The organism is Paenibacillus sp. B-A-8, assembly GCF_048572915.1.
GTDB lineage: Bacteria > Bacillota > Bacilli > Paenibacillales > Paenibacillaceae > Paenibacillus_AQ.
In genome coordinates this window covers 3,533,227-3,554,732 of the sequence record NZ_CP183882.1, presented here as the reverse complement: position 1 = coordinate 3,554,732, position 21,506 = coordinate 3,533,227, and the positions used below count along the sequence as shown (strand labels likewise).

The window sequence follows — 21,506 nt, the reverse complement described above, 5'->3', positions numbered from 1 at the left end:
AATGAATTTATACTTTTATAAAAAATCTGTATCTATGAAAGTCTCAATAGACATAGATTCTTATAAACTTAAAAACATAACTATTCTAGTTCACTTCTAATTCACTGAATTGTTTACCGTTATACACGATCTTTAACTTATCCGTATTTGCAATTAAAGCTCGTAAGTCAGATTCCGCCAACCCGTATATAATGGAATCTTTCACTTCTTCCAGTTTTAGCTTGGTGATTTCCGGTTTTGTGATTAATGAGGCAATGACATCCTCGTCCATATATTTACCGATTACTGTCTCACCTATAGAAGCAGTAGCTAATGACTCCCAGAACTTAAGAGATTCGGTATCTTCTTTGGATATATCCAATCGATTTAGCACTTTCTCTTCCTTAGCCTGTCCCGCTATCGCTAACGCGGCCGTTAATTTATCAGCAACACGAACATATTCCGCACTTCTTGATGCATACTCAACTTGCAGCTCGGCTTCGCTCATTTTCGTTTTTTTAACCTGGGTTTCTACCAAATCCGGCCAACGGGCGCCACTTAAATATTGCATATATTGATATAAATCAAACTGAGGCAACCCATAGTAAGTCTCTCCTGAATCATCCATCTTAGCTCGCTTAATATTTTCATCTTTCATGTCCGTTTTTAGCTCATCAAAGCTTTTGTAAGGGGCGATCCCCCGCTCGTCTGCAATAAATTGCTCCTGCTTGGTCTTTAGCAATGCAGTCATCGCAGATTTCTTGGCGTATTCAGATGGGGTTTCATGATTTTCGCCGTATTGACGTGTCCAGAAATTCTCATCTACTTGGGCTCCATAAGTTTTGAAGAAATAGTCTGTCGTTATAGCTCTTTGCTCTGTTACATAAAATTGAAATTCTTCCTCAGTTACGGCGTATCCATCTACTGTAAATATCCAACTTTCAGGCAGTTCCGCCTTTTTGTTTGTTAAGCCCAACACGAGGAATGTAAAAACAATCAGAGCGGTAAACAAGATAACCACTGTCGGTTTTCGTCTTTTAATCCCCATGACGCCCCCCTTTTCTAAAATTCAACCTAAGCCTATGGCAGTGACATTCGTCCCCGTTGTAGGAGAAGATTCCAAATTTAAATGGTTAGACATAATTGTAAGTTTAGCTAACCCCTAATGTAAGCGCTTATTTAGACTGAATTAGAACAAATTTGACTTGTGAAAAACAGTCCTAGTTTGCAATTTGTGTGTGTTAGGGGATCAATATCTTATAAAGAAACTGTCGTTTGGTGTAAACGCTTTTATTAATGAATATTAATTTTTAATTTTATTCACAAACACCTAGGCATGGCGAAAATAGTTCGATTTATCGTTCGCAACAAAATAGTTCAATACTAAATTCCAAGAAATAAAAAAGCCGAATGGATCGTTCTCATCCACTCAGCTCATAGGATTATTTTACAATAATCTGTATAGTATCACTTTCCGTTGTTCCACTTCCATTCATAAACTCACAGCGATATTGATAGATGCCAGGAGATTTCCCTGAAATTTTAGTAATGGCCGATTGAGCAATTGGGTGTTTGTGAAGATAAAGATTGTGTTTCAATAAGCTCGCCATTTTCATATAATCGATACTGTGCTGCGTTTGTGCCCCACCACATATTAGCAGTAATGTTATAGTTCCCATCTTGATCCCAGTTGTCACTAGACAACACAGGTTTACCGGGCTTCGCATTAGTCACGGTGACGGTGTGTGGATCACATGAAGTCGTTCCATACAAATTCGATAACTCACATGTATACACATAGGTTCCATTCGGCTTTCCTTGAATAGGAATAATGGAAGTCTGGGCAGCTGGCGAAACATCAGCCAGTGACTTCGTTTGTATCAATTGGCCATTCTCGTACAACTTATACAGTGTGCCATTGTTTCCCCACCACATATTCATCGTAACCTCATAGTTGCCATCATGTAAGCCTGTTGCAACACCGCTATTATTCGAAAGTGTCGGTTTACCTGGCACCCCATTTGCAAGCAACGCCGGACTACCGGAATGCCGTTCGAACTTGACTGCATCTGCCCTCGTATAAATCATATCGGCAGGTAGAGTTGGCGGATCTACCGTTGTCGGAGTAACCCTTGTTAAACGAACATACTCGCTGCCGTCTCCAGTAAAGTCGAACGTTCCTAGATTAACCCAACCCGACGAGCCAACGGTTGCATCGATATATGTGACCTCGGTAACCGACTGATGCTTCACTTCCACTTTGACATAATTATCATTTGCCGTCGTATGGACGAGCTTGTAGATGGAGACCGTATATTTCCCCTCTGGAAACTGTCCTTTCCACGTCGCGGATGATCCTTGAACGGTAGAGTAACGGGATTTCACACCAATTTTGTATCCGGCTAAATTGCTTTGGCTCCAAGACCCTTCTGTCGTGTACAACCCAGTCGTATTCGTGCTGTCGACAATAACCGTTAAGTCACTGATCGCAATTGTCAAAGGCAGTGTTGTTAAGGTCAACCCGTCAATCGTTACAGTGGCCCATACCTCAATGTGATCCTTTTCCCCGTCGAGACTTAGAAGGGTCAACAAACCGCTACTGTCCACTTCAGCCAGATCGGTTCGATCAATGAAATACTGCACATTTGCCTGTGATAGATCACCAATCAGACCGTTATCCAAATAGCCGGTTACGCTTAGTTGTGCGCTTTGAGTCATCTGCAGTTCGTTCCGATCCGACAGGATCACCGCAGACTCCAATTGCGGCATCTTGTTCTGGTCCACCCACATCATCGCATCGGCAACTACCCGTGACTTATTGGCCTTATTGGTTAATTCCACGTACCCACTATCGCCTGCTGCAAAAGGATAAGTACCCAGGTACACCCAAGTCCTATTGGCCGCTGTCTCATCTACGGTAACCGTCTCGGAGCCTCCGCTATAATAAACGGTAAATGAGGCATTCGTTGCCCAATTTTCACTGGCAGCGGTTATTTGCGGAAGCTTATAGTACACACTGTAAGTAACACTTTCCGGCAGCTCAGGTCGCCATTCAATTCTGCTTGTCGCTGTGCCGGCAGTCGATTTGGCATACACATAGTTATCATAGTAATAGTCGTTAGCCGTTGTATCCCGTATCCAGACGCCTTCTGTCTCTGCCTCCGTATTATCCACAATGATGGATGAACCCTCCAGCCAATCCGGTTGAACTGGAGTTTCGGTTACCTGATCAGGCAGATAGAGTGTCCGCTTGCGGGTCTGTTTCCCGTCCGATTCCACATAATAAGTGTAGGTTTGGGATAAATCGTTTACCCGTATCGACCATTCCATCGGATAGATCTTATCTGGAAAGGTTGTATACGTAGCCCCGCCATCCAATGAATAATGGATCGTCGCTGGTTTCGTCGTTTTTGCCTGCACATAAGCATCGTAGGCCGTTTCGTCGGGCTTGACGATCAGCATACCTTTTACCGCATCTATTGGACTGTGGATATCGAAAAAATAGCTTGCATCCGATGTATCAGCAGTTCTGACCTGGTGCAGCGGCACATCAATGTTGAGTCCTTCCACAATGATAGCGGTTATTCCTTTGCTTGAAACCGTGGCTTGAATGATTCCGCCACTCATAACCGCTTGCTCTGGTGTGCCATTGTCTCGGATGATGGTTACGGTATAATCTTGTGCCGGGTTGAACCCAATGATTTTCGAATTCAATTCGATCGGAGTCTGGACTTCAGCTGAGGATTGGTTGCTTAACCCGATGTAAAATTTATTCCCACTCTCTCCCGTTATCCAGTTCAATTGAGGATGGTTGGTCTGAATTATCCCTTTAGGCATCCAGAGCCAAACGTCGGAATTACCGTAAAAATTCCCTGGTTTATTTCCATAGAGGTGATATTTGAACCATAAAAAATTAGTTTCAAATACTGAAGGAAATGTAATATTTCCATTCGATTTCAACGATTGTTCGCTGATCAAATAATCCATCGTTTGCCCGAGCTGTCCCGGTATATGGTGATAATAGATGGATGTAGCCCCGCTTGGGCCATCCAGAGGAAACTCCGGTTCAAGTTGACTGACGGCAAAGCCCTTATAGTAATAACCTGGATAGCTGGAATATCGTCCGATGATTGCATTATGAGCAATATCCTGCAGCAATTTATCGCCTGTATAGAGCGACAATCTCAGCATGAATGGAGCTTCCTGAGCATTCATCCGATAATAACCAGTTGTACTTCCCGCTTCAAACGTCAATCCATTGGGAGAGACAAGCCAACTATCCGCTTGTACGCCTCCGGCGACATCTTCTGGGAGCTTGATCCGAGGATATTGATATTTACCACTTTCCGGCCAATGGAACGACTCCGCGTAATTATACGTCTCAGGCTGCGGAATCGTAACGGCACCTTCAGGAACTGGACGAGCAACGAACATCGTTGCATACCGTTTGGCTTCTTTATAAGCAGCATTTAAGTATTTGATATCCTGAGTTTCCTCGTAAAGCTCCAAGATCTCCATCCACAGCTTGCTATAATAATAAATGAACTCATTTTTACTCACATTTAGGGATGCAGGCGTATCAATATGCTGCATGATATAGCTGTCGGCTGCATCCTTGGCAGCCTGTAAATATTGCGCATCTCCCGTCATACGATACATCATCAGGGGCTGAATGACAGGACCCCGGTCTTTCTGGTCAGGATCACGCACGAGGTACTCTTCCTGTGCCAGCGCTCCAATTCCTGCCGTAGTCCCCATCATCTGATTGACAGCGGCTACGCTTGAAAAATCAAACGGCAAGGTTGCCATTTTCCATAACGACGGCACACCGTATACTGGCTTCTGTGTCGGTGACCATCCAATTCCATTTCGCGATACACCGTTCTGGATGGACGGCAGCGCTCTCGTATCGTAAAGCTGGTCGTCTCCGGTCAAATAGTAGGCTCCCAGAAGAACTGCATTCGATGTGGTTCGAATACTATCCTCGTTCTCAATGTCAATGAATCCCTTGGCTCGATTCCACCAGCCGCTTGGCGATGGGACATAATTAACAGAGTCATCCCCTTGCGGCTCTAACTTAAGTAAATCGATCATATTGAACATCGCGTCAGTAAGCGACTGATCTGATACATTTTCCCGGTATGCGGAATAACCATACTCATTGCGAAGAATATCCGCGTAGGACTCATACAAATTGCTTTTTTGTGCGATTAGTCCCATATGAAATTGATAAGTGGTTTCTGCTGTCATTTGCGAATAAGTCCCAAATTGAGGAGCATACAAGATTGGCTGCACGCTGCCTTCGTTGTTGACAAGGCTCATGCCAAGTCTTTGTTTCGTAACACCTCCCGTCGGTTCAAATTCAACAGGAAGCTCATCCGAAGGTACAAATACCCCATACGTCAATGGATTCCCCGAACCGTCATTCTTTTCAACCAGACTCATTGGAGCGCTTAGCTCCCTTAAGCTTGTTGATTCCACCGAACCTACCATTTTGGCGTGTGACCTGAAACCATTTAACACTTCATTGATCCCAGAAATTTGCTCAGTTGCGAAAGACTGATATCCAATCACATAATTGCCATCCCGGCGGGGTGTAAAGGCGAAGGAAACATCAGGTTTGTCCCCTGACATGGACCAGTTCACTTGTAAATCGTAATCGCTTCCATGTGAAGAATCGGTTAATATCGCCGTGTGGCTGTCAGGGAAATCAATCTCGTCGAATGTAATCCAGCGTTTGTTCATCGTATCGTAGTAATTGGCTAGACTCCCCGCATTCCCATCTAATAAGACCCATTGCTCTTCAAGTCTTTCCGCCATATTATTGACAGGCACCCAGTTCCCCGTATCCGAGTCCTTGTAGAACAAATCACGAACGATAGATTTGCCACCATCCCAAGCTGCTTCATAGAAGGTTACTTTGTAGCTGGCATTCTCGATGCTACCTTTTTCCGTGTAACTGAGATTCGCCAATGTACGGCTGCGCAGCGGAGGCAACGGCGGAGCTTGCTGCCGGATATTCCCTTCAAACTTGACCGCATCGGCCCGCGTAATGATCTTTCCGGTCGTAGGTTGCGTTCGAGTCAGTCTGACAAATTCGCTATCATTACCACTGAAATAATAAGACCCCAAATCAACCCAACCGGCCGATGGGCCCGATGAGGGCCTCAGATCCATAAACATGACATCCGTAATCCCATTGTGAACAATTTCAATCTTAACATTACTGTCTGCTTTATCCGCCCAATCAAGCTTGTTGAATGAAATTTTCGCCGTCCCTGCTTCCAATCGCGGATTCCATGTGATGCTTCTTCCTACTGCATCGGTAAATTTGGAACTGGAATTATTATATCCCTTCACTCCCGTACTTGTAGCCCAATAAGGAGCGGAGAACCCGTTATTTGCGTTATCTACATCAGTGGTGACGACATCATCAATCGTGATGCTTCCATCATCAATGATGATCGTCTTATGCGGCTCTCTTTGCTGAATATTCCCTTCGAACTTGACCGCATCAGCTCGCGTAATTGTTGTGCTGGTTGTGCTGGTAGACCGAGTTAATCTAACGAATTCTTTACCAACTCCGGAAAAATAGTACTCTCCCAAATCAACCCATCCCGCAGGAGCACCAAATGAAGGCCGCAAATCCATATAGAGAACATCCGTCGTTCCATTGTGGACGATTTCAATTTTTACAATGCTATCTGCTTTATCTTCCCAGTTAAGTTTGTATAACGAAATTTTCGCCGTTCCCGCTTCCAATCGTGGATTCCAGGATATCGCTCTGCCTGCTGTACTCGTATATTTAGAACTGGAGTTATCATATCCCTTCACCCCTGTACTTGTGGTCCAATTCGGAGCTGAATATCCGTTGTTCTCGTTACCCACATCAGGTGTCACAACATCATTGATCGTGATGCTCCCGTCATCGATGATAATCGTCTTATACGGTAAGGGCTCCGCGTAAGCGGTCCTTATTCCGACTAGGCTGAAAGGAACTAATATCGTCACGATGAAAACGATTAAGAAAAACAGCTTCCTTTTTATCATACAACTCACAGCCTCCCTTGTGTTGATAACGCTTTCAAAACGTTGCCCTCCTTTGTTCGAAGATCGTAAAGAAGCAATTAGCCTTATCCTTCTGGCTTAAGCCCGCTCTGTCGGTTTTATCATAGCATGTTACAGAACTGTGAAATTTCTTTGATTTTAAGAATTTCTTATAAGATTTTAAGTAAGAAGAAACGACTTTGTCGTCCTTTAAAAAAGAGACCTACATCATAACTGCCCGCTCAACTGCAGTCAGTTATGATGTAGGTCTATCAATTGTACAAAGCGTAATGATTAATTATAATGGCGGCTGCACTAATAACAACTTCCCAAGCTGAATCACCGTTTGATCATACCAATCTGGATGCTGCCTAACGTCCTCTCTACTTCTTTCATTGCCGCATGCTTCAAACACGGTCGCTTTGTCTGTCTTCTCGGTATCGATTTCAAAGCGAACCGTATGTTTTCCATTCGGGAGCTCCGGCAAGAATACATACTGATTTCGATTATGATCGTTGTGTAGTGTGAATCGATCGATAATAAAGGGTTCCCCACCATCCACCGACACCTTCAATCTGCCAGAATCAGGCCCCCCGATATCGAATAACCCGATATGGGTGCCCTCGAACTGCACCGTGATAGCCTCTCCAGGATCGACTGCTCGCCATAGGCCGGGGAACAACCAATTGTACTCGCGCACTAAAGCAGAATCATCGGGCGTCATGTAAGACCATCCTGCGGAAAAAGTAGTAAGACTATCCAGTGACAGCATGGTCGCATACTCCCAAGGATTAGCCGGAACCAACGGATTCTGAGGTAAGTGATGTACTAACCTTCCCTGATGAACTCTGAGTTCGATAATGGCCTCAAATGACCGGGTGATCGTATCCGTGTAAATCTGGTGGCCTTCGGGAATAGTCGGATGGATTGAATCATGTGTAAAAACAACGGCTCCAGAAATGGACACGTCTTCCCTTGAGGTGAAAACGAGTTTTCCCTCCGACACCAAGTGACTGACCGCTACGCCGAGATGAATCGAAGGAATACCATAATAGTCGGCCACTTCCTCTTGCATTAGAGCCCCCTTCTGGTATTCCCCAGACTGAAATAAGGCCACATCCCGCTCCTTCAGCGTATAAACGAACAGGATATCGGTAAACCGGCTCCGCTTGCGGATCTGACGGACAATCCCTTCGATCCGCGCCTTGGATTCGGGATCTCCGCCATCGTTACCGACAAATTCAACAAATACTAGATCAGGCCGATGACGCAGTACATCTGTCTCCAAACGGGCACAGCCCAAATCCGATCCTGTCCCATTAATGCCTGCATTCACAGAGCGGATATCCGCCTTAGGATATTTCTCGCGAAGCCAATCCGCTGTCATAACCCTGTAGCCTTCAGAACGGGTATTACTGCCGCCGAAATAGACGATTGTTACGGTATCCCCATTTTCCAATTTCTGAATTATATTGGGGAGCCCATTACGAGGGAATAATTCCTTCATCGTGACTTCACCTGACCTCATTTATCAATTTTAGGAGCAAACAATTTTACAGCAAACACTTCAAAATAAGGCGAACCATACGTTGCGCAGAAATTAATCCGGATTCGGGTTACACGTTTCGCATCCACCTTATGTTTATTCAACGTGAGATAATTCCCACGAGTTATGATTGTCCTCTCGCTTCCGTCTTCTAAGGTCAAGGTCATATCATAATCTTGGATAAGGGACTCGATCGGGTCGTTGAAATGCTCCAAATCCAACTGTGAATTGAAAACAAGATGGATTTCGTCTACATTTTTGGGGCTTGCAAAACAGAATTCCAACCATTCCTGTTCTTCCGTACGTTCAGAAATCCAAGCGTTCGGTAGACCATAAGGTCTGGAGAAGCCGTTGACGACATTCTCGGGATTATACATACTCTGGGACGGTAACAGATCCTTGAAGCAAATGCTCTTATTGAATTTCTTCAGCCTGGATGGCTCTTCCGGCCTATAATGGAAGCTGACCGCTCCTGTTATTTTTTCTTCATTGCCGTAGACGGCAAGGCTCGCCGTACCTTCCAATACGATGTAGATTTTGTCATCAGCCGGTTTCTCGCAGCCCAAGTTTAGCGTAATCCAGTCGTCATGACCGGCTGCAATAACCAAGCGGTAATCTTTCAACTCGCTGGTGGGAATGTAGTTTTCCTTCCGTTCCCCGCCAAACAGCTTTACATGCAAAGTTTCATAATGCTCGGACCTATTTTTAATTTTGATCCGTACACTTTCAGCCACGGATGTCTGAATCGGCAAGACCAAACATAACCCTTTCTCCAAGGAAATCTCTTCAGTTGGATGAAGATTATCATAGCTGCGCTGAGACGAGGCACGAATAGTTAATCCGTCAGCGAAGTAAGGATTCAATTCCTCTTGAAGCCCTACAATCGTTTGGCCATCTCGAAGCAGCAGCGCCTGCAGCTCCTCCATATGAGATTCGACTATGGCCGCGGGGTCTATCTCATACTTCAAGCATAACGAAGCAGCCGTTCCAACCGCCTGCCCCATACAACCGCAGGTTGCCATTACCCTAGTAGATCCGAAAGCCACATGGGTAGCACTTATGTTGCGACCAGCGAACATGAGATTAGGAATATTTCGTGAATATAAACTACGGAAAGGGATATTGTACAATCCTGGCACGAAATTCCATGCTGTAGCTGGCCCCTCATCGTAGATGCCCTTATTCGCATGCAAATCCATATACCATCCACCGACGGATACAGCATCTTCGAAATGCGGCTTTGCTGTAAGATCGTTCTGAGACAACATGTGGTCCCCTATGAACCGCCTCGACTCCCGCTTTCCAGGAATCGGGCATACATAATCCAAGATGAGATTGTCTACATCATCAAATTCGCCGCTATTTTTGATATAATCCCAAATCCCGTACACCAATTTCCGCAGTTCCAATGCGATGTCTTCATTATTCTTGATAATATCCATATGTCCACCATATTCCAGCCACCACAATCCGCCAAGCCCATTGATTTTTCTTGGTAAAGCCCGATGGTTTAAGCCTTTTCTGATACTATCGAAAAAAGCCAACTTCGTAATATCATACGCAAAGCCAGGCCTTTTGAATGGAACGGAATATTCTACGTCACGGGCTTGAAACAGGATCGTATCGCCCATGGTGTAATGGTCCGCCACTTCAGGAGCCAATTCTTCCTTGTATTCATGCTTGGCTTCTCTACCCCAGCGGAAGAGAGCGCCAGCTTGATATCCGACAACTCCATCTCCGGAGCAATCGATGTAGGTTCGGCTTTCGAAACGAAATTTTCTTTCGGAAGCCAATTGAAGGCCCTCCACCCATTTAATTCTGCCGTTCTCCATGCCCGTTTCATGCACGCATGTATTCAGAAATAGAGAAATGTTAGGCTCAGCATAAACCATATCCAACAAGACGGTATCCGAAAGCGAAAGCATAAGCTTCTTGTTGTATAACGGATTATAGTGAAAAATCTTCAACTTGAGTTCTTCCACCAATCCGCCCTCGCGTGCATAATAGGATGGACTGTTTCCGAGATATGCTGACCCGTTGATATGAACCCGGACCTCGCTGCTCGCATTTCCTCCAAGAACCGGCCGATCATTAATAAGTGAAACCTGCAGCCCTTCGCGTGCGGCAGCAATGGCAGCGCATATCCCAGCAATACCTCCGCCTACGACGGTTACATCTGCTTTAATAAGCTCCATTTTGATAACCTCCATGATTAGATCCTTCTATCATGGTAAGCCTTTTGATGCCCTTTTTTTTACATGATTTCGCGAGAAATTTATACATTTTTTGCAACCTTATTTGGATTCATACCGTGTCATTTTTATCCGATATTGCTTAGGCGTATCACCCGTATATTCTTTAAATAATTTGCAAAAATAACCTTCATTCACAATTCCTACTTCCTCGCACAATTCCAATAAAGAATAATCCTGAACATTTAATAGCTCGAGAGCTAAGTGAATTTTTTTGCGGTTGATGTAGCTGATAACGCCCTCATTCATTGTTTTTTTGAATAAGCTGCTAAAATACGATGGAGCTAAATTCACTTCCTCCGCAATCGCCTCGAGCGTTAATCTCTGTTTCAGATTTTTCTCTATAAACCGCATAGCACTCATGATTTCTATACGATGTAAAAGTTGGCCAGCGTGTACATATTCGAATGTGAAGTCGCCAATATAGGCAAGTTGCTCCCGAAATGTCATGAATTTTAGGGGAAACTCTGATGCATCCGTGGTCAACGAGTTCCCCGATTTAAATTTCGCAGTTATGTCTCTGTACAAGCCTTGAAGCATAGGTGCAATGATGGACTTATGAATTTTATAATCCATCACAAATTGTTTTAAAGCAGAGAGTTCTTTCTCCAGCGCTTCCTTGGAAGCTTTCCTTTGTAACCATGTGAGAAAATCAGCCAGTTTCAGTTGAAAGTCCTCCTTTTTGTCATTACGGTAATGGAACCGATGCATGGGTGTTTTGACTACTTTCTCTTCATGATAGTAGAAATCCTCACTCACGTTATTAGCTTCCATATAAGCTTGTTTGATGGATTCCCACCCTCGGTGCGGACCTCCAAAAGCTACGGATACCCTTTGATTCAAATATTGATGTAAATGGGAAACAATCTGACTGCCCAATGAATGGCAAGCAAATTCCGTGTCCATATCGCTGCGATTATTTTCCCAGGAAAGAAAGCCAATAAAACGATTATCGGATAGATCCGCAGCTACACCTCTGCCACCGTTCACCACAGTTTCTTCGATTATATTCGTAATCGCATATTTCAAGATGTTTTGATCAGACGCTGAATAATCGTTTCGGAAACTTTCATACAGATTCATTTCAACAATGAAGCAGCAGTAGTTCGCTTCAAAGAAATGGAATTGCATGCGATTGGCAAAATCCGATGCCCGATGAGAAGGAATTTCGCCTCTGATAAGCTCGTTAAAAAATTGCTTGCGGACTCTATATTTATTTTCAAGTACGGATACGTTTAACGATTGAAATTCCGCTTCTTTTTTCTTAACCTCATTTAAAATCCCGGCTGCCTTATCTAAAGCGCGATCTAAATCTGCTTCCCTGAGCGGAACCTTAACAATGTACTCCAATACGTTGGTTTGAATCGCTCTCTGGGCGTATTCAAAGGATGAATAGGCGGTCAAAAGAATGTATTGGGTATGGGGAAGCTTTGGTTTTAGCTGCTCAATCATGGAAATTCCATCCATTCGCGGCATAACGATATCAGATATCACGATATCCGGCTTAAGCTTCTCTATCTCCTCTGTCCCCTTCAGCCCATTATTCGCTTTTCCCACTAAATGAAATCGCTTATCCCTATGGGAGAGTTCGTTAAAAAACAATTCCAATCTCTGAATGATTAGATCTTCGTCGTCAACAATGAAGCAGGTGTAGTCTCTCACCATCATGCATCTCCTTTAAACGAGCCTGCTGGGAATAAGGCTTGAACACGGGTTATTTCCTTAGGTATGCTTATGATTTGGAGCCCGAACTGTTCACCGTAGTGAAGTCTGATTCGGTCATGAATATTATTTAACCCGATTCTTTTCCTTTTCACTTCCACTTCACTCGGTTCTGATATCAAAATATGCTTTATTTTATCAGTTGGAATTCCCTCGCCTTGATCCACTACTTCTATGATGACGATGCCGCCCTCCTTGTACGCATGAATAGTAATAGGGCCTTCGATCCCCCCTCCGTTATAACCATGGAAGATACTATTCTCCACAAGGGGCTGCAGCAGCATTCGAAAAACTGGGAAATCTATTAAATCTGCTTCGATATTTTCAATCAAGTGGAAGTTCCTGTTATAACGGATGTTCTGGATTGCGATATAGTCCGATACATTTTGCAATTCCTGACGTAGTGATACCTTCTCCGAAGCATCAGCTATCCCATATTCCAATATTGAAATGAGAGACTCGATCACCACATCTACTTTCTCTATTTGTCCAAGTCGTATGACATTGCTGATAGAACCAAGCGTATTATACAGAAAATGAGGGTTTATTTGAGACTGAAGCACTTGGATTTCAAGCTTCCGCTCAAGTTCATTATGTAGCTCTGCTCCCCGTATCAGTTCCACAATTTGATGCAGCATACGATCGAATGCTCGGGAGAGATCTCCAAACTCATCGTTTCGGTTAATCGATATTGTAGTTGTGAGGAGGCCTTGCTCCACCCGCTTCATTTTTGTTTTGAGCGCATAGAGAGGGGTCCTTATATATTTAGCAATAAAAAAGGAAATGAACAGACTTAAGAGAAGACCTGCAGCTAGAAGCCCGATATAATAGGTTTCCAATCTGGACAAAGCAGCTTTCAAGCGTGATTCATCGTTGATCGAGATGATGGTCCAGTTGAATTTCTCAGTGGTTTTTTTCAGAAGGGAGACTGGAATACCATCCTTGGTATGTAGTTGAAGGCTTGTTTCTGTAGTATCCAGAATTTGTTCCGCTGACGTTTCACCGATTGAAAAAGTATGATCTTGAATATTCATGGGTCCTTTATTTTCCGAAAATCCGGCAATGATTTTTCCCGATGCGGTGATTAGAGCCAAATCCATTTGTTCTTTTTTATTAATCTTGAACAAGGTTTCTTCAATGGCATTTAGATCCAAATCTACAGCAATGGCCATAGGAAACGGAGCACTGTTCAGATATCGAACCATCGTAACTGTCCAGCCGGAATATTTAGATTTGTAAGGATCACTGACAAATGTAGTCCTTCTATTCTTGTCAGCCGCATTAAACAAAGGTTCTCTTTCAGCTAAAGGTTCATCGAATATTCGGGTAGGTGTGCTCCCGCCTAGAATGGATAAATCGCTTTTGATCAAATAAATATTACTGACGTAATTACTATTGAGTTCATACAGCTCTCTTAATTGCTTTTTAATCACTTCTGTATTGTCAATGTTGGCTTTCACCGATGTTTCGACCGAGAACAAGATCGTCTGAAAGGAGGAAAAATTAACTGTGAAATACTGATCTACCTTGTCTAGTATTTGGTTAGTGTAATAAATGTCAGTTTTTCTTATTTCCTTTTGGACATAGTGATAAGACAATTGACTTATCAAGATTATGCAGCTTAATACAAATGCAAAAACGATAAAAAATAATTTTAAAGGCAAGCTGATTCTTCTTCGCATCTATCATCTTCCTTTTAAATCTGTATTAAACAAATAATAGCATATGATAAGAAGAAACGCCTTCGGCGTCCTTTTTAAGAACGATAAGCGTTTCTTCGAAAAATAGAAGGAGAAAGTATAAAGTAAAGCTTACACTCTCATATATTTCAATAAAGAGAGGGGCTATTTATAGCCACTCTCTTTGTTTAAAAGTTAAGAATTTATATGCTTCGCGCATAAATGTTCCTTATCTTTCTCGCTGAAACGGTACCGTCCTTTAAAAGGACGCCGAAGCCGTTTCTACTTGATTTACTTGATTAAGCCCGCTTCTTTAAATTGTTTGATTACTGTGTCCTTATATTTCTGCATGTCAAACTTGGTATCCAACGTATTGAGGAAATTCTCCCAGTTAGAAAGAGGATCTTTTCCTGTCATAAATTTGACCAAACTTTCATTAATGAAACGTTGGCGGTCAGCTGCCAATGTATCGTTCGGGTCTTCAGTCAATAAATTCCCGGGCAAAGTAGGCGCCACGTATTTCTGATTATTCTCAAAAGCTTCTGCCGTCTTAGGATTCTGGAAGCTGAAGTACTCAGCATCATCACCACGACGCGGCATTCTATAATGGTCAACCCATAGGTACTTTTCTTTCATTTCCTTTGATATTTCGGAGGTTTTATTCTTGATCTTGCCGTCCACTAAATCCCAATGAATTCCTTTAATTCCGTATGCAAAATTCGGATATGCTTCTTTGTCCGTAAAGAGATAATTCAGCATGGACAAGATCCGAATGATTTTGTCCTTATCCGCTTTCTTGGATATCGCCCATGAATTGCCTTGGAACGATTTTCTTTCAACAATTTGATCACCATAAGGACCTATCATTGGAGGAATGACGATCCATTCCGGCACCTCTCCACTGATTTCTTTCATTTTCTGCTGATAATCCGGTTCCAGCCTGCGTGCATCTCTTATCATGAAGCCAACTTTACCCTTAAATAACTTTTGGTCCAACAAATCGGGAGTATTCATTGTCACCCAGTCTGGATCTACAATTTTGGCTTCCATCATTTTATTGATATAAGCAAGAGCCTCTTTCATTTTTGGGTCAGTATACAGGAACACCGGTTCATTGTCTTTCACATCAATGGCTGATGGAGGATTGACGCCAAACATCCACATCAAACTATCGAAGCCGTAGGTTTGCAGATTGCCTTCTTTATTCATGCCGCCTATGAATCCGTAAGTATCGTTTTTGCCATTACCGTCCGGGTCTTTCTCTGTAAAGGCTTTCATAACTTCGAATAACTCGTCAGGTGTGGTTGGCACTTCCATATTCAGATTTTTCAGCCAGTCATTGCGAATGAAGAAGCTTCGACTGATACCATTTACATTATCATAACCTGGAACCCCAATGGTTTTTCCTTGATAGGACATCGCCTCCCAGGAGTCGTTGCTAAAACGTTTCTGTAATTCAGGAAATTGATCCAGATACGGTGTCAAATCCGCAAGAACGCCTTGGTCATAATATTGCGCAAGATCAGCCCGGCTCTTCAAGAAGATCAAATCTGGAATATCTCCTCCGGCTATGAGCGTATTTAATTTAGTCGTTGCTTGACCTGATTGAGGAATCATCATTTCCAAGTTGATATTTACTGCTTTCTCCAACAATTGGCGTTGGATATCTTCTTCACGGGGAGGAATCGGAGCGGCAGCATTGAAAGTGCCTTGGTTAAACATCGAAATTTTCAATTTGGTTTCAAAAGGACTAGACTGGCCTTGTGAATTACCCGTAGCTGACGATGCAACCTCTTTTTTGTCCCCACATCCTGACAATACCGTTCCCACACCGACCATTGCTGCCAGAATAGCAAATGTAATCGCTTTACGTTGCATAATGACCTCTCCTTTGCTTCTATATTATCACGGTTTCCCCGTAACAACTTAGGTTGGAATGTCTTGTTAACCTTTAACCGATCCCAAGAGTACACCTTTGGTAAAATGCTTTTGCATAAATGGGTAAACAATCAAAATCGGAACAGTAGTCACGACAACTGCTGCCATTTGTATAGCGAACGTACTAACAGCTCCGGTATTGGCAAGCGAATCAGCACTTTGTGTTGCGACGTTAAGCAGGATGTTGCGCAAGATCACTTGAAGCGGCATTAAGTTGGAATCATTGATATAAACAATAGCATCGAAATAACTATTCCAATGCCCGACTGCGTAAAATAAGGAAATTGTGGAAAGGACGGGCAAGGACAGGGGTAAAATGATCCGCCATAACGACTGAAGCTCACTTGCACCGTCTACCCTCGCTGATTCCTCGATTTCAGAAGGCAATTGCTCGAAAAAGCCTTTAATGATCACCAGATTAAATGCACTAATGAGATTTGGAATAATCAATACCCACGGACTGTTTAGCAATCCCAGTGAGCGGACTAGTAAATAAGTCGGAATTAATCCTCCCCCAAACATCATGGTAAAGACAATGAATAGTAAAAATGGGCTTCGACCCGGCAAATATTTTTTGGATAACGGATATGCCGCTATTACCGTAAAGAACACATTGAGAGCAGTGCCTACTATCGTTCGAAACAATGTAATTTTATACGCCTGCCCGATACCATGAGAAATGAATACTTCTTTGTAGGCAAGAAAGGTAAAGGATTCTGGTATAATAACAATTCCTCTTCTTAACACTTCCGATTCTGGCGTCACTGAAACAGCAACCACATATAGAAAAGGTAGTAAGCAAAGTAGAGCTAGCAAAATAAGAATAAAATAAACGACTGCTTGCCAGACCTTTTCTCCGATTGTCAAATTAATCATATTGATAACCACCTCACCAAATTTGCCCATCGAATTTTTTGGCGAGCTTATTCGCTGCCAACACTAAAACAAATCCGATGACCGCTTTAAACAATCCCACAGCAGTAGCCAAGCCAATCTTAAGTCGCTCGAGCCCTTCACGGTATACCCATGTGTCGATAATGTCGATCTTCTCCTGATTAAAGCTGTTGGCAAACATGAATATTTGGTCAAAACCTGCATCCAGAATATGGCTTAATTTAAGGATCAGCATCAAAATCATCACGCCTCGAATGCCGGGAAGTGTTACATGCCATAGCTGTCTCCATTTGGAAGCGCCATCAATTCTAGCCGCTTCATATAAGCTTGGATCGATTCCTGCTAATGCTGCAAGGTACAATATTGCTCCCCATCCAATATCCTTCCATATTTCAGATAAGATGATCAGCAGTCTGCCCCAGGCAGGTTCCGTTAGGAATGAGATTGGTTCAACTCCGGTTTCCTTCAAAATCATGTTAAAAAGACCATCGCCTGGGGCTAATAATGCCACCATCATTCCATAAACAATGACCCATGATAGAAAGTGGGGTAAATAAGTGATCGTTTGTACGATTTTCTTAAACCATTGGGTATAAACTTCATTAAGCAGCAAAGCAAGTATGATAGGAGCTGAGAACCCGAACAATAGCTTATACAGCGATATGATTATCGTATTTCTCATGATGTCCCAGAAATAAACGCCGTTCATAAAATCTGTAAAATTTCTAAATCCCACCCACGGACTATCCCATAGTCCCAATGCTAGGTTATAGTTTTTAAAAGCAATAATGATTCCCGCCATAGGAATGTATTTGAAAACGGCAAAGTAAAGTAATGCCGGGAACAAGAGAGCGTACATCACTTTATACTTTTTTATCGTTCTTATCCATGAATTTCGCTTTTTGGTGAGGGGAATGGCGTCCGCTGCCAATTTAGCTTGCATATCATCACCTCGTCTTTATTTATATTTGTATAATAGCATCCCACTACCCGGATAAATTTCTGTGATTTCAAGAATTTCTTATAAGATTTTAAGTAAGTGCAGCCTTGGATAATTCCAATCTAATAGGCATGATTGTCTTGATTTAAAGCTGTACAATAACTCTGACTCGAAAGTTTGAGTATAGACCAAATACAATCCTGAGGTCCCAAACAAAAAAAGCCCTAGAAAAAATAGGGCTTAATTTAATGAGTCATGTTTTTATAATGCATCCACGTATTTTATTTTCCATTACTAAAAACTACATCCATGAGCAAAAAAGGCATCCTCCAGCGTGGAAGGATTACCTTTTACTTCTCCAATGTTCCATCTGCAACGTTTGTTCCATGCTTAATATGCATCACATCATCAACCGTCGCTGCATGCTCTTCCATTTGATGAATGGATTGTAACACCGTGTTTCCAGACTCAGTCTGTTCACGTAAGTTTAGACTTCTCAATATAAAAATTAATAATGCTTATGGCTGAGCTGAAATTCCTTTAACAAACAATGAGACACTATGGTTGTAGAACTCTTCCTCGGTGACAAATTGGGATTGATATTGCCGGTGAATCAGCTCGCTCATCTGAAATCCGTAGCACATCGAGAGAAAAGACATTGCGACAAGACGCTCATCCTGTTTGGCGATAACTTTTTTCTTCTGCAAGCGTTCAAAATATTCAACCAGCAAGGAGTGAAGCTTCGCCGGCGGATCGGCGAGAACTCTGTCTAATTCGGGAAGCATTCCTTTGTCGCGGATGCCAATCAAAATGATGTCCGCATTTTTATGAAAAAACAAACGGTACTGCTGACTTATATTCAACAGATCGACTTCCGGATTATCGGTCGCGTCCTCTTTTAACAGCTTCTCAAATTGCGGAATATCCGAATGTCTTTCAATGATGGCTTCCAATATGCCTTGCTTACTTCCAAATTGCCGGAAAATCGTAGATTCATTGACTTTAGCTTCCGTTGCAATGGCTTTGGTGCTAACTCCCCGATAGCCATTCTTTTTGATGAGCCGTGTCGCGGCTTCAATGATTCTGTCTGAAGTTTGCATTGTATTTCTCCTTTTGCATATGTTAACCCTATTCTACTACAAGTTCTGCAGATGAAGCAGAGTCGGAGTTTATCATTTTGATAAACGTTTATTTAAGATAAATCGCTTCTTTTTTCCCAGCGGCTTGGTTCCGTAATCTTGACATGATCAGGCACCAATTGCGTGAGCGTGCCTAATTTATCAAATGTAATCTGGATTCGGTCAGAGGGCAACAGCCATTGTTCGGTCTCGATTGCGCAGCAATTCGGTACCGTCCCCATTCCTATAATCGTGCCCTTTTACTATCATATCGCAAACAATAAATGCAAGCAAGTACTCGCTTGCATTTATTGTTTTCATTCTCTATAATAATGACTTAGTCAGTATGCCTTATCCTAAAAACATATACATAAAGGAGAATTTTTATGAAGTATGGACGTATTATCCAAAAACCTCGCGTTAAATTTTTTGAAGTCGCAGATGGCGTATTTGCTGGTATTTCGCCGTATCGAGGGATCAGTTGGGCCAATGCCGGGTTCATCAACAAGGGTGATGGGCTGGTGTATGACACGTTCTTCGATTTGTTCCATGCCCGGGAAATGAGAGAGGCTTTTATGGAAGTAAGCAACGGCCGCTCTCCCGCATATGTGGTGAACTCGCACTATAACAGCGACCATGCCTGGGGAAACAAAGTGTTTGAAGATGCTTGCATTATTATGCACAAGGAAGCCTCCAGAGAGCGTCTCAATGAAAATATCACCTGGATGGACAGCGTCATCAGAAGAGGAAAGGATTCTACAGAATCGACTCCAGGCGAGCGGTTTTTTGCAGCGGAATTTGAAGGATTTGACCTGGAAGGCGTTGAATGGGTGCTCCCGAATATTGAGATAAAGGACGATATCAACATCCGTCTTGACGATACGGAAGTTATGATTTACAACGTAGCTCCAGCCCACTCTGACAGTGACTTGCTGTTATGGATGCCAAAAGAAAAAGTGCTGTTCGCTGGCGATGTCGTGTTTAACGGTTGTACGGCATACAGCGAAGAGGGAACCCTCAATTGGGTTAAAGTGCTTGATCGCATTATTGATGAAATTAAACCCGAAATCGTTGTTCCAGGACATGGCGCCATTTGTGGCCTAGAATTCGTGAAGGAGCAGAGAGACTACCTCCTGAACCTGATCAGCGAGTTCAACAAGCATTACAATGACGAAATTGATTCCTTGTCCCTGACCAAGCAAATTGATATTTCCCGCTTCCTTCATTGGATTCAGCCAGAACGCTTGTATGTTACAGTGGATATCCTATTGAAAAGTAAACGTGGGTTACCACCCCTTCCAGTTTGGAACGAGGTGCCTGCTAAGCTGGAAGACATGAAAGATTTTTTGGCTGTGAAATATAGCAATCAGATCAAGCCATGGGACCCTATGAGAGTTTGGCAAGAATAGCAATTTACAGCTAACTATGAAAAACAAAAAAACGGCCCTGTCGCAAACGATGTGAACAGCGGCCGTTCTTTTGAATTGTTCCACGGAATTAAAATCGGTGCTTTGAAACGATAATTATTATTCCAAATAGCCTTCGGCAAGTTTCATTAGGGTTTCTTTGCTTACTTTATTTATGTCTCCACGTAAAGTATAGGCGTATTTCACCTTTTTGTCTGGACTCTCGTATACCCATTTCAGCTCGTGCGTCTGCGAAGGAGTAAATTCTGTATGCAGCATTTCTACTCCCTTCACTTGAACCTTCTCCTGCTTAAATTCAACGTTCTCGTCAATATACATTGTAGAATCGCTCTTTCCGCTCAGATTAGTGATATCAACCCCGATTTTATCTTCGCCGTTTTGATACGTAGCAAAGAGAAGGAAAAACTGATCTGTCATTTCAACCGGCATCATGGCATATCCCTGATTGGATTCTTCCGCCTGCTTTCTCAGCTTTTCTGCCATTTTCTTTTTTTCTTCCGAAGAAGGAGGATTCACTTCCTGAGCATTTTTAAAGATTACGTCCGCCTTTTGGAATGTATAATTTCCATTGACTTTGTCTGCGATCTTAATGGATTTATCCGTAATCTTTTCGCGTAATTGAGAAAGATCTTGGAAGACAGTCACCTTCGTTCCAAGAATTGTTTCATGATTCGGGTTATTGGCAACCATATAGAACAGCCCAGCCTCCCCGTACTTTAGCACCTTATCCTTAAGTTCATAAAATGCCCTGAACCGCGCTGTCTCATCTTTCGATTCTGTTTTTACGTAATCTTTGGTCGATTTAGTTTCATATACGACTTTGCCATCTTTATTCTTCAAAGAATGATATTGAACTGCCGCATAACCTGTGGAAGCCATTAACATCATCCCTACACACGCAGTCAATGCAACTTTATATTTCATAAAAAACCTCTCCTTTTCTTGTGGCTTAGCATGTAATATT

The 21,506-nt window shown here is 42.8% G+C and carries 13 protein-coding genes; 1 reads left to right on the top strand and 12 read right to left on the bottom strand.

Going from position 1 to position 21,506, the window contains the following annotated elements; translation table 11 throughout:
- Positions 1–85 precede the first annotated feature (85 nt).
- The 11 genes from ACN6MV_RS15645 to ACN6MV_RS15595 all read right to left on the bottom strand — a co-directional run bounded on the left by ACN6MV_RS15645 (position 86) and on the right by ACN6MV_RS15595 (position 19,357).
- Entirely contained in the window at positions 86–1,027 is a 942-nt protein-coding gene (locus tag ACN6MV_RS15645) for a hypothetical protein (RefSeq protein WP_419884349.1), read from the bottom strand.
- Between the two features lie 494 nt (positions 1,028–1,521).
- Positions 1,522–7,029 (bottom strand): hypothetical protein, encoded by a 5,508-nt coding sequence (locus ACN6MV_RS15640; protein WP_419884347.1) that lies wholly within the window; start codon positions 7,027–7,029, stop codon positions 1,522–1,524.
- 295 nt (positions 7,030–7,324) lie between these two features.
- Positions 7,325–8,533, bottom strand: coding sequence for a GDSL-type esterase/lipase family protein (locus ACN6MV_RS15635; protein ID WP_419884345.1), 1,209 nt, complete (start codon positions 8,531–8,533; stop codon positions 7,325–7,327).
- 17 nt (positions 8,534–8,550) lie between these two features.
- Positions 8,551–10,767, bottom strand: coding sequence for an FAD-dependent oxidoreductase (locus ACN6MV_RS15630; protein WP_419884344.1), 2,217 nt, complete (start codon positions 10,765–10,767; stop codon positions 8,551–8,553).
- Positions 10,768–10,866: 99 nt separating this feature from the next.
- Positions 10,867–12,492, bottom strand: a complete 1,626-nt coding sequence (locus tag ACN6MV_RS15625; protein ID WP_419884342.1) for a response regulator — start codon at positions 12,490–12,492, stop codon at positions 10,867–10,869.
- The gene (locus ACN6MV_RS15620) at positions 12,489–14,228 is read right to left on the bottom strand and encodes a histidine kinase (RefSeq protein WP_419884341.1); all 1,740 of its coding nucleotides are present in this window, start codon (positions 14,226–14,228) and stop codon (positions 12,489–12,491) included. Before ACN6MV_RS15620 ends, ACN6MV_RS15625 begins: the two co-directional genes overlap by 4 nt.
- A gap of 288 nt (positions 14,229–14,516) precedes the next feature.
- Positions 14,517–16,103: an extracellular solute-binding protein gene (locus tag ACN6MV_RS15615; RefSeq protein WP_419884339.1), complete on the bottom strand. Its 1,587-nt coding sequence runs from the start codon at positions 16,101–16,103 to the stop codon at positions 14,517–14,519.
- 66 nt (positions 16,104–16,169) lie between these two features.
- Positions 16,170–17,039, bottom strand: coding sequence for a carbohydrate ABC transporter permease (locus tag ACN6MV_RS15610; protein ID WP_042127914.1), 870 nt, complete (start codon positions 17,037–17,039; stop codon positions 16,170–16,172).
- 13 nt (positions 17,040–17,052) lie between these two features.
- Positions 17,053–18,000, bottom strand: coding sequence for an ABC transporter permease (locus ACN6MV_RS15605; protein ID WP_419884337.1), 948 nt, complete (start codon positions 17,998–18,000; stop codon positions 17,053–17,055).
- 515 nt (positions 18,001–18,515) lie between these two features.
- Positions 18,516–19,097 (bottom strand): TetR/AcrR family transcriptional regulator, encoded by a 582-nt coding sequence (locus ACN6MV_RS15600; RefSeq protein ID WP_419884335.1) that lies wholly within the window; start codon positions 19,095–19,097, stop codon positions 18,516–18,518.
- 92 nt (positions 19,098–19,189) lie between these two features.
- Positions 19,190–19,357 carry a hypothetical protein gene (locus tag ACN6MV_RS15595; protein WP_231573767.1) on the bottom strand — a complete coding sequence of 56 codons (168 nt, stop codon included), beginning with the start codon at positions 19,355–19,357 and terminating at the stop codon, positions 19,190–19,192.
- A 144-nt stretch (positions 19,358–19,501) separates the two neighbouring features.
- On the opposite strand from ACN6MV_RS15595, the gene ACN6MV_RS15590 reads away from it, so the two are divergent.
- The gene (locus ACN6MV_RS15590; protein ID WP_419884333.1) at positions 19,502–20,524 is read left to right on the top strand and encodes an MBL fold metallo-hydrolase; all 1,023 of its coding nucleotides are present in this window, start codon (positions 19,502–19,504) and stop codon (positions 20,522–20,524) included.
- A gap of 117 nt (positions 20,525–20,641) precedes the next feature.
- Here the strand turns inward: ACN6MV_RS15590 and ACN6MV_RS15585 are convergent, their stop codons facing one another.
- Entirely contained in the window at positions 20,642–21,466 is an 825-nt protein-coding gene (locus ACN6MV_RS15585) for a hypothetical protein (protein ID WP_042127906.1), read from the bottom strand.
- Between the last annotated feature and the right edge of the window lie 40 nt (positions 21,467–21,506).